Origin of the sequence: Paenibacillus sp. FSL R7-0333 (assembly GCF_038000365.1) — a bacterium.
Lineage (GTDB): Bacteria > Bacillota > Bacilli > Paenibacillales > Paenibacillaceae > Paenibacillus_AQ > Paenibacillus_AQ silagei.
This window is the reverse complement of record NZ_JBBOBZ010000001.1, coordinates 1,013,867-1,030,589: the sequence shown is the minus strand read 5'-3', so window position 1 is coordinate 1,030,589 and position 16,723 is coordinate 1,013,867. Positions and strand designations below refer to the sequence as shown.

Below are 16,723 nucleotides of genomic sequence, written 5' to 3'. Positions count from 1 at the left end.
ATGCACAATGAAACCAACTAATCTAACGAAGCACGCAAAAAAAATGAGCATCGCGTGCGGAATCCTGGCTGCCAGCTTATCGTTCGGAGCGTCCGCATTTGCCTTTTCGGACCTCAAGGGAAATTCAGCCGAAACCAAGATCAATACACTGCATAGCGCTGGTGTAATTAACGGAATTACGAACGACCTGTTTGCCCCCAATGCCAAAGTGACGAATGCGCAAGCCGTACAGTTTCTTGTAAAAGGATTGGCGCTTGCACCGAAAGCCGGTTCCGACAGCAGTACTAAGGCCAGCCAGCTTTTTGACAATGTAAAAGATAATGCCTGGTACGCCTCCTCCTTCGCCCTTGCGAAGCAGAGCGGCCTGACACTGGCAAAGGATATCAACCCGAATGCACCGATGACCCGTGCAGAATTCGCCCATCTATTGACCCAAGCCTTGCAGAGCAAGGGCAATTTCCCGGTAACCAAGATGTTCTTCATGATTGAGGATGGCGATAAACTTACTCCAGAGGTTAATTACAGCCTGCAGGTGCTGCTGAACACGAAGGTGCTCACGCTGGATAACGGGAAATTCCGTCCGTCCGATGCGATTACCCGCGCTGAAGCTGCGGTCATGATCCATGATGCCGCTGAATTCGCCGACCGGGTGATTACGCCGAACAATCCGGGCAATGAGCCTTCTGAGCCGGAGCCGGTTCCGGCTAACAATTACGTCTCTGATGTAGTCCTGGACAAAGTGGCTGAAGGCGTTAACAAAGCCACCATCACCGTGGATAACCTGCCAAACCCCGGCTACGGTCTGGCGGTAGAGCGCATAGAGTTCACCAGCGCCACCAAAGCCGTAATCTACTTCAAGGTAACCCTGCCTGACCCGGATAAAATGTATCCGCAAGTGATCACCAAAGGCTCGGTATCCACTTACCTGCCCGCAGGCTACACTGCAACGGCTGAGCCTGTAATGGGTTCGCGCTGGCTTGATCCATCGGCTCCAGCGAAGTAAGCTTCTATATCTATTCTCTATCTGTAGGTAGATAAATTTCTCAAGAACTTTAAACGTTACAAAAGCAGCGATTCTCCGTTAAAGGAATCGCTGCTTTCTGTTTTTGGAAGAGAATTTATCTGACATTCTCTTAGGGTTGGGTACTTCGTATACCGCTTAAACAGCGGAGCGGACGGAACGATTGTGTAAAAGCGTCAGCGGTCGCCTTGCTCTCCGGATTTTCACCGATAAGGGGAATGAAAAAAATCTGGAGAGCACAGCGATTGGAACAACGGTCCGTTTGCGGAGCGTCCACGTAAGTACTCACGTTGATCCTACTCCGCAATAAAGAGCTGTCCCAAGCAGCCTTTTCATGGCTTTTGGCACAGCTTCTTCTTGCTTTGCGCCTATTTACTCTGCCGCAGCCGGTTCCGGTAATCCATCGGGCGGCAGCCGTAGGTCTTCTTGAACATCTCCGTGAACCGGTTGACATTGCTGAAGCCGGTCATGCCGGAGATCTCCATGATCTTCTTATCCGTGGTCTCCAGCAGGCTGACCGCCTCCGAGATCCGGTATTCGTTCAGGAAGTCCATCGGGGACAGATCGAACTGCTTCTTCATGAACCGGCAAAAGTACGACGGGCTCATGTTGACCTGCTGCGCCATATCCGAGAGCGTGATCCGCTTACTGTAGTTCTGCTGGACGTAGGCCAGCGTTTTTTTTGCCAGCATCGAGCTGTTGCCGCCCCGGGACTGCCCGGGCAGTCCTGCCCGAGGATGCTCAGCCGCACACTTTTCCAACCGGTACAGCACCTCGAACAGCCTGGCCTTAATCAGCATCTCATAGCCGTGCGCCTCCTGCTGATAGAGATCCCGCACCTCCTCCAGCAGTGGAATCAGCCGCAGCTTCTCCTCCAGCTCCCGCCCGATCAGCAGCGGATAACGCCGGTTGTCGAGAAAGAGCGGGAAGACATACTGCTGCTGAATCTGGTCATTCTCCAGGCTCGAGAGGAAATTGAAATGCACCAGCACCGCGCAGAAAATAATCTCCTCCTGATCCACCCGGATCGCCGAATGCAGCATATTGGGCTGAATGAAAACCGCCTCTCCGCTCTGGACGACCAGCTTCTCCTGCCCCACATGGAATTTGGCCGTGCCCTTGATCATGAACAGCAGCTCCAGCTCTTCATGCCAGTGGGAATACAGCACCAGATTATTGAGCGAGGATAGCTTGGTTACATGCACACTCATGCGGAATTGTCTGCTGCCATGAATAAGCTTTTCCTTCATATCTTGAGATACAGGTTCGCCGATGGAATCGAGCAGTTCAAGACTTTTTTTCACTGAGGTTCCCTCCTCCCGGCCCACCGGATGCTGCACGCAGCGTCAGCTATACGCTCAGCCCTTCACCGCACCGATCATTACGCCCTTCTCGAAGTACTTCTGGATAAACGGATAGATAATCAGCACCGGCACCGTCGATACGATAATGACCGCATATTTGATCTGATCCGCGAACTGCTGGGCATAGCTGCCCGCACCGGCCCCGGCACCTGATCCGGCTCCGCCCGCGAACGCCTGATTGGATAATAGAATATTGCGCAGGACGATCTGCAGCGGCTGTAAGCTATCCGTATTGATATAGAGCAAGGCGTTGAAGAAGTCGTTCCAGTGACCCACCACATAATAGAGCGTGATGACGGAGATCACTGCCTTGGACAGCGGAACCACCACCGAAATGAAATAACGGAAGTGCGAGCAGCCATCCAGGGTAGCCGCTTCGTGCAGCTCCTCCGGGATAGCGGTCTCGAAGAAGGTTCTTGTAATAATCAGATTGTATACACTAATGGCACCGTTCACAATCATTACCCAGGGCGTATTCAACAGATTCAGGTCACGGATAAGCAGATAGGTAGGAATCATCCCCCCGCCAAAATACATCGTGATCACAAACAGCGGCATAATGAACCTGCGTGCCCGGAATTTCCGCTGGGACAAGGCATACGCCGCAGGGAGCGTGACCAGCAGATTGAGCAGCGTGCCCAGCACCGTGTAGATAATCGTATTTTTATACCCTTGCCAGATTCGGGTGTCCTTGAATATCTGCTCATAGCCGTACAGGTTAATGTCCTTAGGCCATAGAATAACCTGTCCCTGGTTCACCATGGTGGAGTTGCTGACGGAAGCTATGATGATGAAATACAGCGGGTACGCGACCATGATGAACGCTGCGATGCTAATGACCGCAACCACCAGCGTGTACAGCCTGTCTGCGATGCCGCCCGAATGCTTTATCTTTTGCGAATGAGCGGCTTGACTGTTTGACATCCCATTTCCTCCCTACATCAGACTGATTTTTGAAGTTTTTTTGGCCAGGGCATTCGCCAGCATCAGGAACGTGAAATTGATCAGGGTATTGAATAGTCCGACCGCTGAACCGAAGCTGAACTGGTTGGATTTCACGCCCACATTGAAGACATACGTGGAGATGACCTCCGAGACGGGCTTGTTAAGACTATTTTGCATAAGAAAAGTCTTCTCGAAGCCTACACTCAGTATGCTGCCCATATTCATAATCAATAAAATAATAATCGTCGGCAGGATGGCCGGAAGCTCCACGTGCCAGACGGTCTGCCAGCGGTTAGCCCCGTCAATCCGGGCGGCGTCATACTGCTGCGCATCCACCGAGGACAGGGCGGCGATGAAGATAATGCTGTTCCAGCCGCAGGCCTGCCAGATGGCAGAGATGACATACACCGGAACGAAGGCACCGGGATCACCAATGAGATTCGTATCCGCAGGGATCAGGTGCAGGGCCTTCAGGAAGCCGTCGATCAGCCCGGTCGTAGGCGACAGCATAATTTGCAGCAACGCAACCAGAACAACAGTAGAAATGAAGTAAGGCATATACACCGTAGTCTGCAGGATACGCTTGCGTCTGTTGCTGCGTATCGAGTTAACCACCAGCGCCAGCAGAATCGGCATCGGGAAGCCCAGCAGGATGGAGAAAAACGCAATGATAAACGTATTTCGCAGCGTAGGCCAGAACATCGGGCTGTTGAAATACTGCTCGAAATATTTGAGCCCGGCCCATTCCCCGCCCGTCAGTCCTTTGCTGAAATCAAATTCACGAAAAGCAAGCTGGATGCCATACATCGGACCATAGCAGAAAATGGCGATATATATGACCGCAGGAAGCACCATCAGCCATAGCTGGTAATGCCCGGCCTGCTTACGAAGCCATCCGTTCCCGCGCAGCGTCTGATGCGGCACCGTGGTCTGTGCTGGTTTCATTTGGGAGCGCCCCTTCCATTCAAGTCCACTATTTCAAGGTCGAGAGGTATTCGTCATAAGCCTTTTGGCGGATTTGCAGATTCTGCTCCAGGCCGGAGCTATTGACGGAGGCGACATACGCAGCCCACTCCTTCTCAATATCAACCTTGGTGGTCAGCCAGTTGGCCCACTTTTGATCCGTGATATTATTGACGTTCGCCTGATTCATTGCCAGGGTGTTGGTGTCCTCTGTGCTGTACTTCATGAAGTTCTGCGGATAGACATTGCTCTTCTCGTCCGCCTTATTCAGCAGCTCATCATAGACGGCCTTCTCCTTCAGCACATTCTGCATATCCGAGCCGAGCGTCACCTTGTCCTTCAGCGCATCGGCAATGTACATCGGACCGTTGTCCGCGAACGAATTCGTCCATTTCCACGAGCCCGGGTCGAGGGATGCATCCGCCGGAGGAAGAATCGCATACGTGCCGTCCCCGTTATCCTTGATTCCCTTATCTGTGTCATTCATCCCGCCGAACAGGACCTGTAGACTAACCACCGGCTCATAAAAAGCATCGATGAACCGCATCGCGGCTTCCTTGTTCTTAGAACGGGCACTGACCGACACCGCATTGGAGCCGTAATTCTGGTAGTAGTAGTCATTGCTCCAGTACAGCTCATTCGTAGAGTCTGCATGCTGCTTCAGCTGCGGCAGGGTCACATATTGATCCTTCAGCTCATTGCCGAAGCGGTCTCCTGTCTCCCAGCCCCAGGTGAATCCTACCTTGGCCGTAGTTCCATTTCCGCGGGCAACAGACTGGTATTTGGAGTAATCCTGCGTGACCACTTCCTTGCTGATCAGGTTCTGGCTGTACAGCTTCTGCAGGAATTGCATGAGTATCTTGAACCGTTCATCTACATAGAAATTCTTAACCTGCGCCCCTTCGGTGAAGTAGCCGTCGCTCGCCCCGTTGGACAGAGGCAGCCCAAGGCTGCCCAGCAACAGCTTCGGTGTGAAATCCCAGCCGATCGGGTTGAAGTCCATCGGAATCTCATCCGTCTTGTCCCCGTTCTGATTCGGGTCTCCCTCGCGGAAGGCAAGCAGCACAGTCTCCAGCTCATCCCAAGTCGTAGGCACCTGAAGGCCGAGATTATCGAGCCAGGTTTTGTTAATGAACATCGAGGCGGTGGAGCCGGGCCAGATGCCCTTATAACGCGGAGTGCCGTAGAGCTTCCCGTCGATCTGTGTAGCAAGCGTTTTCAATTCCGGGTGCTCGCTGAACATCTTTTGAATATTAGGAGCGTCCTTCTCAATCAGCGGGCCCAGATCCTCGAACAACCCGTTGAATTGTACAAAATCGGAATTAGAGGTCGCATTGAACAGCAAATCCGGAATTTCACCGCTGGCAAACAGGGCACTCTTCTTCTGGTCCCAGTCCGCAGAGATTTGCTGCCATTCAATTTCGACATTCGCCTTCTCTTCTATTTCAGCGAGCCATTTCATTTGCGTGACATCTTTGGTCAGTGAATGCTTCACGATAATCGCCTTCAGCTTCGTCTTCCCCTCCGGCGTGTTGCTGCCGTCGTTCCCCGCATCCGGGCTGTTTCCCTTACTGCTGCAGCCTGTGAGTGATAGTCCTGCCAAAGCGCCTGCCAGCATCAAGGCAAGAATACTCTTTTTTCTCATTTGACTTACCCCCTTAGTAGGAATTCATAAATGATCGGTAATACAAGCCAATCCTTCATCGCATTATTTACGAAAGCGTTATCATTATTATAATTTTTCTTCCGCACCCTGTCTCACCGTATATTACCTTTTAATCATCGTATATTGACCTTTTCGGCTGCAAAAGTAGCTGAATTCAGGCGAAGATTCGACTTTCGGTAGGTGAAAATTGACACATGATGAATTGTTTGGACCTCCGGCGAATCACCGCTGCGGGGTTAGAGAATAATAATTCCATCTATGGAGTGATGGGCTGCAACCTTTTGCTCCTGAAACCCATCTAAGAGGATACGAGGTGATGTACAATGAAGAATACATTAACCCGGATGCGCACGGCCAAAATCTCGCTGGCCTGCAGCATTCTGGCGGCAACCTTAGCGATCGGGGCACCGGCTTCCGCTTTCTCAGATCTGAAGGGCCACGCGGCGGAAGCCAAAATCAATGCACTTCATCAGGAGGGCATCCTTAACGGAGTGACCAGCGACAAGTTCGCGCCGAAGTCCAGCCTTACGTATGCGCAAGGCGTGCAGTTCATGGTGAGCGGCCTGAAGCTTGCTCCGCAGCAACCCTCTGGCAAGAAGGCCAGCGATTATTTTGACAACGTTAGTAATAAGGCATGGTATGCCTCCGCCTTCCTGGAGGCCAAAGAAAGCGGCTTGCCGCTGGAGCGGTCTATTGATCCTAATGCTGTGATGACACGGGTCCAGTTCGCACAATTGCTGCTTCAGGCGCTACAGAACAAAGGAGATTTCGCGTATACGGAGATGTATGCCAACATTACGGACGGCGGCAAGCTGTCCGCCTCTGAGATGAACAGCCTGCAAATTCTGATTAACACCGGACTGGTCACGCTGGAGAAGAACAACACCTTCCGTCCGAACGAGGCGGTTACCCGTGCAGAAGCTGCCGTCCTGGTCTACGATGCGGCCAAATTCGTGAAGGAAGTGATTATGATGGATGAGAACATTGCGGCTCCGTCCGGCACATACGATGCTGCTGTTACACTGGACAAAGCCGCCGCCGGTGTCAACAAAGCTACGGTGACTGTATCCAATCTGCCGAACCCGGGATATGGCCTGGTCATTGAACGGATTGAATTCGGCGCTGACAAAACCGCAGTGATCTACTTCAAGGTCACCTCACCGAAGCCCGGTTCCATGAACCCGCAGGTCATCTCGGCAGGCACCGCCGTCACCTATCTGCCGGAAGGCTATACCGCAGTAGCCCAAGCTGTACCAGGCTCGGCAACCTCCGCTGCTTCCAGAGTCATAAAGTAACAGCCTCCACCTAACTAGATGCATCACAAAGAGCGCACCGCCGGATACCCGGCCGGTGCGCTCTTTGTGATGCTTGATTTTACAATATCCATGAACCAGTAAGTCCACCCGTTGCGGACTGAAGATCTCACACTCTGGATCGGCTGGTTAGCGCGGCCTGCGGCTGGCTGGTTAGCGCTTAGTCCAGCTCCTTATAGTACCGGATCTCCTGACGCCCGGTCTGGAACCCGGCTGACCGGTACAGAGACAGCGCGGAATCATTCGTGGTCAGTGCGACCAGCTGCGCCTGCTCCAGACCCTTCTCCTGAAGATACATTAACGCACGATTCAGCAGCGCCTTGGCAATGCCTCTTCTTCTCCAGGGCTTACAGACAAATACATCCTCGATGATGCCAAGCTCCTCTTCCTGCCAGACCATCAGACTGCCCGCCACCCGGCCTGCATCCCGCACAACCATCCATGTCCAGAGCGGATGCTCCTGATATTCCAGCAGACGCTCCATTCCGAGCGGGGTCTCCGGCCAGATCTCCGCCTCCAGTTCCAGATAAGCCGCCCGCTGCTCCGGCGAATCCATAGGCGCATTGGTCAATTCAAGGCCTTCCTCCAGCTCCACCGCATGGACGGGTTCACGAAGGTCGCGCTGGAGCGTATACAAGCAGCTATCCGGCAGGTAACCAAGATGCTTTGCGAAATAAGCACGGCAGCTCTCCTCCGCCGCATAATTGCCTGTGCACAGGAGGGTTCCATATTCCGGGGGCAGCGTACGCTTCAGCACCTGGGCCCGTTCCAGCAGAAGGGCGTAGACGCTGTCACGCAGCTCCAGATCCTTTTCCCGTCCGGGCCATGTCTTCAGATTCACGAAAATCTTGTGTTTACTCTCCGCTGCGCGTCCCGGTGGCACCACGTTAAATATCTGCAGCTGGCCCTTGGCCACCATCTGCTCCCCTTCAAAAGCGCAGAAGACATTCTCCCAGTTGCCCGCATCCCCGACCCACCAGAACAACACATCCTCCTGTGCCGACACCTGCTTGTACATCGCACCAAGCGCCGCCATATCCCTCTCTTCAAACTGCCGGATCACTCTGTTACTCAATTACCATCCGCCACCTTCTGTTTCTGTCCATCATAACACTGCCGGGCAGGGGGCTTCTGTTCTTGAATAACTATAGTTGTTTTATACTGGTGAGCTGGTGGCGCCTAGCGTCCTCGTTACAAAAACACAGCTGCGGATTTCACAAGGGTAACTACACCGAATACAAACAGTACTCCCCCGGACATTTTGTTAAATAGGGAGAGCTTAAAGGGTCCCTCCAGTACCTTATTCCGAAGCAGCGCAGCCGCTCCTGAGAGGAGGACCCACCATAGTGCCGAGCCCAGGAACACGCCTGTAACCAGAAACACCATATCTGTGAGCTTATGCGACAGTAGAACACCAGAAGCTCCGAATACGCCCAGAAAAAACATAATCGTCATCGGGTTAGACAGCGTCAGCAGAAATGTCATCGCATAAGAGCCCAGTACACCTGGGCTGGCAGGGGACTGCGGTTCTTCCCTGGATGGAACCCGCAGTAACGATCTTATGCCAAAGCAGCAAATAAACAATCCGCCAAGCACCTGCAATATAATGTTGTAATTCATTAGAGCTGCGGTCAAAGCTGTCAATCCCAATCCTGCCAGTATGCCGTAGATGGCATCTGCGGTTGCCGCACCCAGCCCGCTGTACAGCCCTGTTCTGAATCCTCTGGTAATTGTCGTTCGGATGCACAAAATACTGATAGGCCCTACGGGAGCCGCGATGGACAGGCCCAGCAGCATACCCTTCGATATCCATTCCCATGGCATAGATAACCGCTCCTTCGCTTCTATTCCTCTTTCAGGGCAGATAGACTAAAGATGGTGTTTGAACGGACAATGCTGTAACGGGCTTTAAGCGTATGCGTAATGAAGGTCTCAACACCGGATATATCTGCTAATGCCACTTTCAGAAGATAATCATATTCACCAGAAATATGATGACACTCCAGTACTTCATCGGATTGGATGATGCCCTCACGGAAGTCTTGAGTTTCCACCGAGTTGCTAAGCTGCAGGAAAATATAGACTACACAGTTCTTGCCCATAGCCTTACGGTCCAGCTTAACCGTGAACTGCGCTATGACCCCGTTTCGTTCCAGCTTCCGGATTCGCTCCGCAATGGATGGAATCGACAGATGAATCAGTTTAGAGATATCGGAGCTGGTCATCCGGCTATTCCTCTTTAGCAGCTCCAGGATTTGCAGGTCAATATCATCCATGTGCTCCCCCTCCTTTTTAAAGTGAATTATACAATATGTATAAAATAAGAAAATACTTCCTGGTAAATACGTAATTTTTTTAAGCTCATTTGATTTTGTATTAAAAAGTTTAATAATTACCAGATTTCAACGCGGGCAAACTTAAATAGTTAAAGTCTCCCATTACAGAACAAATCATCTTAGCGGATGAATAAGATTATCTTCGCGCGAACACAATATATGCTGTTTTCCACATACATTCGGGCCATGCGCCTGTGTGCAAACACATTACTGTTTTTCATATACATTTGGTCCATATGCCGCTGTACCAGCCAATTGTATACGGGTTCAAGCAATTAACACTCACCTTTTCCACAGCAGCAGGATACTATAGTTTCCTATACAATAAAAAAACTGTGCAATCCTGTTGAAGGAAAGCACAGCTTATTTGCATTCTCCGGTTGTTTGCGGACCAGGAGGCCGTTATTTGCAATAAAATGCCTCTTTCGTCACCCTAAACGGACTCAGAAGACGCTAATGAGGCTGTCAGGCCTAATTACAGGCTCCGAAGCCTGTATTAACGGCTCCTGAGTCCGCAAACGATCCACAAAACGCCGATTTCAGCAAAATAAGGTCCTCTGAGTCCGTAACGTCCTCTACTTCTACTCCCCGCTGCTCCCCGCCTCACGCGGCTGGCGCATCGTTAGGCTGACGCGGCCCTTCTTCACATCCACGCCGAGTACCCATACGGTGACATTGTCGCCGACGGAGACCACATCCATCGGATGCTTCACATAGCTGCCGCTAAGCTGGGAGATATGGACCAGCCCGTCGTTCTTGATCCCGATGTCGACGAAAGCGCCGAAGTCGATTACGTTGCGCACCGTGCCCTGCATCTCCATGCCGGGCAGCAGGTCTTCCATCTTCAGCACATCCTTGCGGAAGATGGGCAGCGGCAGCTCCTCGCGCGGGTCGCGGCCCGGGCGCTGAAGGCTCTCCAGGATGTCGCGCAGTGTAGGCACGCCCACCGCAAGCTTCACTGCAAGCTCCTCCGCATCCTGAGCGCTTAGCTGCTCTGCAACCTCCTTGCTGCCGAGCTGCTTCACATCCAGCCCCAGCTCGCGGAACAACTTGTCGACCACCGCGTAGGATTCCGGGTGGATCGGCGTGCGGTCCAGCGTATTGTCGCCTCCGGGGATACGCAGGAACCCGATGCACTGCTCGTAGGATTTCGCGCCCAGGCGCGGTACCTTCTGCAGTGCCTTGCGCGTAGTGAACTTGCCGTTCTCCTCGCGGAACTTCACAATATTCTTGGCAATCGTCGTATTCACTCCTGCCACATAGGAGAGCAGCGAGGCCGAAGCGGTATTCACGTCGACGCCGACATGGTTAACCGCCGACTCCACGACGCCCCTCAGGCTCTCTTCCAGATGCTTCTGCGACACATCATGCTGGTACTGCCCGACACCGATGGCCTTCGGGTCGATCTTGACCAGCTCCGCGAGCGGGTCCTGCACGCGGCGGGCGATGGAGGCGGCGCTGCGCTCCGCCACATCCAGATCCGGGAACTCCTCCTGCGCCAGCTTGGAGGCCGAATACACACTGGCCCCTGCCTCGTTAACGATCAGGTAGGCCAGCTCAGGGTCGCCGACCTCGGCAATGACCTCGGCCGTGAACTGCTCCGTCTCCCGCGAGCCGGTGCCGTTGCCGATCACAATGAGCTGGATGCCATATTTGGCAATCAGCTCCTTGAACTTGGCCGCCGCCTCACGCTTCTTGTTGTTCGGCGGCGTCGGATACGTGACCGCTACCTCCAGCAGCTTGCCGGTATCGTCCACTACGGCCAGCTTGCAGCCGGTGCGGTAGGCCGGGTCGACGCCCAGAACATGCCGTCCCTTCACCGGCGGCTGCAGCAGCAGGCTGCGCAGATTACCTGAGAAGATGGAGATCGCCTGCGTCTCCCCCTTCTCTGTCATCTCTCCGCGCACCTCGCGCTCAACGGAAGGGGCAATCAGCCGCTTGTAGGCATCCTCGGTCACCGCTTCCAGCAGCTCCTTGACCGGAGAAGGCCCCTTCACCAGCTTGCGGATGATGAACGCATGGATCTTGTCCGGCACCACCTCGATGCCGACCTTGAGGATATTCTCCCGCTCCCCGCGGTTGATCGCGAGAATACGATGCGGCGGGATCCGGTGCACAGGCTCCCGGTACGCATAATAATTCTCGTATACACTTTCCTGCTGGGCATCCTTGGCTTCGGAGACCAGAATCCCCTGACTCGCTGTATACTGGCGTACCCAGGAACGGATGGCCGGGTCATCGGCAATATTCTCGGCAATGATGTCCATCGCCCCTTGCAGCGCCAGCTCGGCACTCTCCACACCCCGGTCCGCATCAACATACTTCGCAGCCTCTTCCAACGGAACTCCTTGGCGTCTCTGCTCCATCACCCAATCCGCCAGCGGTTCAAGTCCCCGTTCCTTGGCGACACTGGCCCGTGTCTTGCGCTTCTGCTTGAACGGACGGTACAGATCCTCCACTTCCTGCAGCTTCACCGCCTTCATGATGCTCGCCTGCAGCTCAGGAGTAAGCTTGCCCTGCTCCTCGATGCTGCGGATCACATCCTTCTTGCGGTCACCGAGGTTACGCAGATATCCGAGCCGTTCTTCGACATCGCGGAGGACATTCTCGTCCAGCTCCCCGGTCATTTCCTTGCGGTATCTGGCGATGAACGGAATGGTGTTGCCCTCATCTAGCAGTCCCACCGTTGTTCTTACCTGCTTCAGACTGATGCCCAGCTCCTTCGCGATAGCTGCAAGTATCAGTTCCTGCTCCTGACGGGCAGCGGCATCTTCCGCCGCCTTCGCCGCCTGATTCGTATCAACGCTCAAGTAGATCCCTCTTTCTATACACAGTCTGAGTTCATAACTCTCTACTGAAATACTATCACAGTTTGCCGCAGGACCAAAGTTTGTCCCTTACACAAGAAGAAGCGGCTGCACCGTCCCCACCGGGATAGCGCAGCCGCAATCATAAGTCCGTTATTCTATTCATGCCCCGGATACTAGCGCACCGCAGTAACCTGCTTGCTTCTTCTCCGCCGGGCATAGCCAACCGACAACATGAAGCTGATGAACAAGACGAGCGCAGCCACCGCATATGGGAAATTGATATCCAGGTCGAACAGAACCCCCGCCACAATCGGGCCGGCAATGTTGCCAAGGCTCGTATACGCGGAATTCATTCCCATTACCAGGCCCTGCTGCGAATCATCTGCCATCTTGGAGAGCTGGGTGCCGACAGCCGGGCGAAGAATATCCATAGCCAGAAAAACAACAAAGGTCACAGAAACAATCGCTACGAAGCCATGCACGAACAGGGTCAGGAGAATCGACAGGCCCGCGATCAGCAGACAGGCGGAAATGACCCGGCTCTCCCCGAATTTGTTCAGAATCCAGCTGAAGGCGGTAATCTGCACCACCGCCCCGGCAATGGAGCCGAAGGTCAGAACAAACGCAATATCCTTAGGGGTGAACGCGAATTTATGATCTACGAACAGTCCGAATACCGTCTCATAATTGGCCAGTCCGAAGGACAGCACGAATACAATAATTAATCCGAAAAAATAAGGCTCACGATACGAGCGCATGAGCTGCATGATTAGACTATCCTTATTGCCTTCCATCGTTCTTGATTCTTCGCGCAGCTCCGCTGAACGCGATTCCGGCAGGACTAACAGGGTGATAACCGCAACAATGGCGGCTGCCCCCGCAGCGACGAAGAAGGGAACGCGAATGCCCAGCTCCGCAAGATAGCCGCCGATTCCCGGCCCGATGATGAAGCCGGTGGTAATGGCTGCGTTAATAAAGCCCATGCCCTTGGCCCGCTCCTCTGAAGTCGTGGTGTCTGCCACATAAGCCATAACCGCAGGCATAATCATCGCGGCACCGATACCGCCAAGCATTCTGGATACGAACAGCACCCAGGAGGCATTGGCCAGACCGAACAGAAGCTCCGAGAAGGCGAATACGGCCAGCCCGCCGACAATGATTTTTTTGCGGCCCATCTTATCCGACAGTCTTCCGGCGAAGGGCGAGACCAGCAGCTGCGTCAGCGAGAAGGCTGCCACCAGCAGTCCGACCACACTCCCGCCAATGCCCAGCTCGTTCATATAGGTAGGCATAATAGGGACAACCAGACCAATCCCCGTGAACGCCAAAAAGATATTCAACATCAGGAGCAGCATCGCTCCCCGGTTTTTTAACAGTAATGACATGGTGTTTCCCTCCGTATATCCCAGAGCCTTGCTATATGCTCTAGTTGCAATTCATCAGTTATCTCTATTCATTGCTCCATCTTCCCGGACCCAATCCCCTGAAGCAGGATCTGAATTCCCGCACGGTAGTATGCCCTGATCGTCTCCGGGGTATCGGTCTTACCTGTGATCTCATGGACCCGGCTGATTCCCTCCAGCATAGCGCTAAGCGTGATCACATAGTTATCCAGGTCACCACGGATCAAGTAACCGGAATCCATCCCCTCCTGCAGCAGCACACGGCAGGCCTCTGTTACCGATTCGAAAATATGTGAAAGGCGCTCGCTGATCTCCTTCGACAGTGTATGGGATCTGCCGTATTCCTCCAGGGCATGAATCAGCGGATTCTGGATATCCTTTGCATAGTGATCCCCCAGCGCGTATAGACGGGCCTCCGTTCCGCTAATCCCGCTCCGCAGCTCCTCCCACTCATTCAGCCAATTCTGGGTATCCACCTCCACCACGTACAGGAACAATTCATCCTTGCCCGGAAAATGGTGATACAGACTGCCCTTGCTGACCTTCGCGGCTGTGCAGACCTCGTTCATGCTTACAGCGCCGTACCCCTTTTGCGCAAATAAACTGGTGGCATGCTCCAGAATCCGGCTCTTCGTTTCTTCTCCATCTGAACGTCCCTTAATGGTTATCCCTCCTCTAGACCGACCGATCGGTACAATTATATCACCCGGTCGTGCCCATGCACAACCCTCGCCGCCACTACTCATCTATCCTCGGGTATATCAATAAGTATATATGGACGAACGCCAAAAAAGGCAGCACCGGAATCTATCCAGCCTGCCTTTTATTACGATGGTTGATGTTATATCCCCGTAGGGTTCAGAAATCAATCAGCCCCAGGCTGATTTGCAGCGAATCATCCACCAGCTTCATGGTCTCATCGTCCAGGTGGGTGATTTTATCCGTTAAGCGTTGCTTGTCAATGGTACGAACCTGCTCCAGCAGAATCACGGAATCCCGGTCAAAGCCATGTGCAGCCGCATCAATCTCCACGTGAGTCGGCAGCTTGGCCTTCTGGATCTGGGCAGTGATAGCTGCCACAATCACAGTCGGGCTGAAACGATTGCCAATATCGTTCTGAATAATCAGTACCGGCCTTACTCCACCTTGCTCAGAACCCACAACCGGTGAAAGGTCGGCAAAAAAAACATCGCCGCGTTTAACAATCAATAGTTACACCCCGCTTACTAAGCGGCCAAGAGTACTGTCTGCATCTTCCTCAGCGAGAAAGGCCTCGCATGCCATGGTCAAATTAATCTTAGCCATTTCCATATAGCCCCGCTGCATGGACTCGCGGATGGTGCGTTTCCTCCGATCGCTCAAGTACAGCTTCATGGCCTGCCTGATCAATTCACTACGGTTAGAGTTCTCCAGTTGAACGATCCCATCTACTTCCTGCAAGAGATGATCGGGCAAGCTGATCATGATTCTTTTGGTGTTCTGCAAATTGGCCACCTTCTCTTCCACCCCCACAAACCTTCTGCCCTTGTGTTCCAGTGTTACAATATACAAGGAATTTTATACAAGGAATATATGCCGCCAGTATATCAAGTATGCTGCATCCCATTATAAACTAGAAATGGCGGTTCGTATAGACTATAAGTCACAAGCTCTATACGGTACGTTCCTTATATTCAGTTCCTGTACTAGGTATCTGGTCAGGGTATTAGGCTTGCAGCAAGGGATTAACGAGGTTGGGTAGCATACCATGGCGTACATACACGCGCGGTACCCGGTGAGCCAGCATACAGATTACTTCGTAGTGGATCGTCCCTAAATGGAGCGCCAGTTCATCTGCCGTGATCGACTCGGTGCCCTGGCGGCCGATGAGTACAACCTCTTCGCCTGCTTTGATTTGTTCCGCTTCTAGAGCGAAAGATTTCAGTGATACCATACACTGGTCCATGCAGATCGTTCCGACGACAGGAACGCGGCGTCCGCGTATTAGCACCTCCGCTTTGCCTGTTAGCATGCGGGAATATCCGTCAGCGTACCCCACGGGGAGCGTAGCGATAACCTCATCGCCTGCCGTGAAGTACCGGGTGCCGTAGCTGATGCCTGAGTCAGGCGGCAGGGTTTTGACATATACAGCCTGCGTCTTCAGCGTCATTACCGGGTGCAAGGCCACCAGCTCACGGTTCACCTCAGCCGAGGGGTAGAATCCGTACAAGCTTATGCCTACACGCACCATGTTAATGGATAGTAGAGGTGTATCAATGGCCGTAGCGCTATTGCCCGTATGTATGATCGGGATGGTAATGTTCATGTCCCGAAGCGCTTCCGCCACGCTCATGAAACGTCGGTGCTGCATTAGTGTATAGCTTTTGTTGTGTTCGTCTGCTCTGGCAAAATGGGTGAACATGCCCTCCAGCTCCGCCTGTTCCACCGCATGCACCTCAGCGATGAATGCGGGCGCATCCTCCGGCAATAATCCCAGTCTGCCCATTCCGCTGTCAATCTTGATGTGTACCTTCAGCCGGTGCTCCTTCTCTACAGGAAGGGCGCTAACCGCTTCCAGTACCTCCGGTGTGAACAGTGTAACGGTAATATTGTTCTCCCAGGCTACGGCAATGCCTTCCGGTGAAGTATAGCCCAGCACCAGGATAGGAAGTAGTATTCCCGCCTGACGCAGCTCCAATGCCTCATCGAGAAAAGCAACACTGACGTAGTCCGCTCCAAGCCGCTCCAGCTCCCGCGTCACTTCCACTGCCCCATGTCCATACGCATTTCCTTTGACGCATCCCATGAACTTGGTCTCCTGCGGCAATACGCCGCGAAAAGCTTCGTAGTTGGCACGCAAATCATCCAGGTTAATCTCGGCTGCTGTCGGCCGATAGCTTGCCTTCACTTCAGGTCACCTTCT

15 protein-coding genes are annotated in these 16,723 nt (G+C 53.2%); 2 read left to right on the top strand and 13 right to left on the bottom strand.

What is annotated here, in order from left to right:
- Window positions 1-7 precede the first annotated feature (7 nt).
- Entirely contained in the window at window positions 8-1,003 is a 996-nt protein-coding gene (locus MKY86_RS04245) for an S-layer homology domain-containing protein (protein WP_083685158.1), read from the top strand.
- Window positions 1,004-1,389: 386 nt separating this feature from the next.
- On the opposite strand, the gene MKY86_RS04240 is transcribed toward MKY86_RS04245, so the two are convergent.
- From MKY86_RS04240 to MKY86_RS04225, 4 genes are read right to left on the bottom strand one after another with little or no spacing between them, the layout of a single operon-like run.
- The gene (locus MKY86_RS04240) at window positions 1,390-2,325 is read right to left on the bottom strand and encodes a helix-turn-helix domain-containing protein (protein ID WP_076079581.1); all 936 of its coding nucleotides are present in this window, start codon (window positions 2,323-2,325) and stop codon (window positions 1,390-1,392) included.
- Between the two features lie 54 nt (window positions 2,326-2,379).
- Window positions 2,380-3,309 (bottom strand): carbohydrate ABC transporter permease, encoded by a 930-nt coding sequence (locus tag MKY86_RS04235; protein ID WP_076079580.1) that lies wholly within the window; start codon window positions 3,307-3,309, stop codon window positions 2,380-2,382.
- Between the two features lie 12 nt (window positions 3,310-3,321).
- Window positions 3,322-4,275 (bottom strand): ABC transporter permease subunit, encoded by a 954-nt coding sequence (locus MKY86_RS04230; RefSeq protein WP_083685155.1) that lies wholly within the window; start codon window positions 4,273-4,275, stop codon window positions 3,322-3,324.
- Window positions 4,276-4,303: 28 nt separating this feature from the next.
- Complete coding sequence (locus MKY86_RS04225) at window positions 4,304-5,938, bottom strand: extracellular solute-binding protein (RefSeq protein ID WP_076079579.1); 1,635 nt, start codon at window positions 5,936-5,938, stop codon at window positions 4,304-4,306.
- A gap of 344 nt (window positions 5,939-6,282) precedes the next feature.
- Here MKY86_RS04225 and MKY86_RS04220 point away from each other — a divergent pair, with 344 nt between their 5' ends.
- Complete coding sequence (locus MKY86_RS04220; protein WP_076079578.1) at window positions 6,283-7,254, top strand: S-layer homology domain-containing protein; 972 nt, start codon at window positions 6,283-6,285, stop codon at window positions 7,252-7,254.
- A gap of 178 nt (window positions 7,255-7,432) precedes the next feature.
- Here MKY86_RS04220 and MKY86_RS04215 read toward each other — a convergent pair whose 3' ends face one another.
- The 9 genes from MKY86_RS04215 to alr form a co-directional block, all read right to left on the bottom strand.
- Window positions 7,433-8,347: a GNAT family N-acetyltransferase gene (locus tag MKY86_RS04215; protein WP_340826298.1), complete on the bottom strand. Its 915-nt coding sequence runs from the start codon at window positions 8,345-8,347 to the stop codon at window positions 7,433-7,435.
- A 116-nt stretch (window positions 8,348-8,463) separates the two neighbouring features.
- Window positions 8,464-9,096, bottom strand: coding sequence for a LysE family translocator (locus MKY86_RS04210; protein ID WP_076079577.1), 633 nt, complete (start codon window positions 9,094-9,096; stop codon window positions 8,464-8,466).
- 20 nt (window positions 9,097-9,116) lie between these two features.
- Window positions 9,117-9,548 carry an Lrp/AsnC family transcriptional regulator gene (locus MKY86_RS04205; RefSeq protein WP_076079576.1) on the bottom strand — a complete coding sequence of 144 codons (432 nt, stop codon included), beginning with the start codon at window positions 9,546-9,548 and terminating at the stop codon, window positions 9,117-9,119.
- Window positions 9,549-10,189: 641 nt separating this feature from the next.
- A complete protein-coding gene (locus MKY86_RS04200) occupies window positions 10,190-12,352 on the bottom strand; it encodes a Tex family protein (RefSeq protein ID WP_445668109.1) in 2,163 nt (720 codons plus the stop codon).
- A gap of 239 nt (window positions 12,353-12,591) precedes the next feature.
- A complete protein-coding gene (locus MKY86_RS04195; RefSeq protein ID WP_076079574.1) occupies window positions 12,592-13,803 on the bottom strand; it encodes an MFS transporter in 1,212 nt (403 codons plus the stop codon).
- Window positions 13,804-13,871: 68 nt separating this feature from the next.
- Entirely contained in the window at window positions 13,872-14,567 is a 696-nt protein-coding gene (locus tag MKY86_RS04190; RefSeq protein WP_076079573.1) for a TetR/AcrR family transcriptional regulator, read from the bottom strand.
- Between the two features lie 112 nt (window positions 14,568-14,679).
- Window positions 14,680-15,030 (bottom strand): type II toxin-antitoxin system PemK/MazF family toxin, encoded by a 351-nt coding sequence (locus tag MKY86_RS04185; RefSeq protein WP_036697332.1) that lies wholly within the window; start codon window positions 15,028-15,030, stop codon window positions 14,680-14,682.
- Between the two features lie 3 nt (window positions 15,031-15,033).
- A complete protein-coding gene (locus MKY86_RS04180; protein WP_036697455.1) occupies window positions 15,034-15,315 on the bottom strand; it encodes a CopG family ribbon-helix-helix protein in 282 nt (93 codons plus the stop codon).
- Between the two features lie 211 nt (window positions 15,316-15,526).
- Window positions 15,527-16,708 (bottom strand): alanine racemase, encoded by a 1,182-nt coding sequence (alr, locus tag MKY86_RS04175; RefSeq protein WP_076079572.1) that lies wholly within the window; start codon window positions 16,706-16,708, stop codon window positions 15,527-15,529.
- Between the last annotated feature and the right edge of the window lie 15 nt (window positions 16,709-16,723).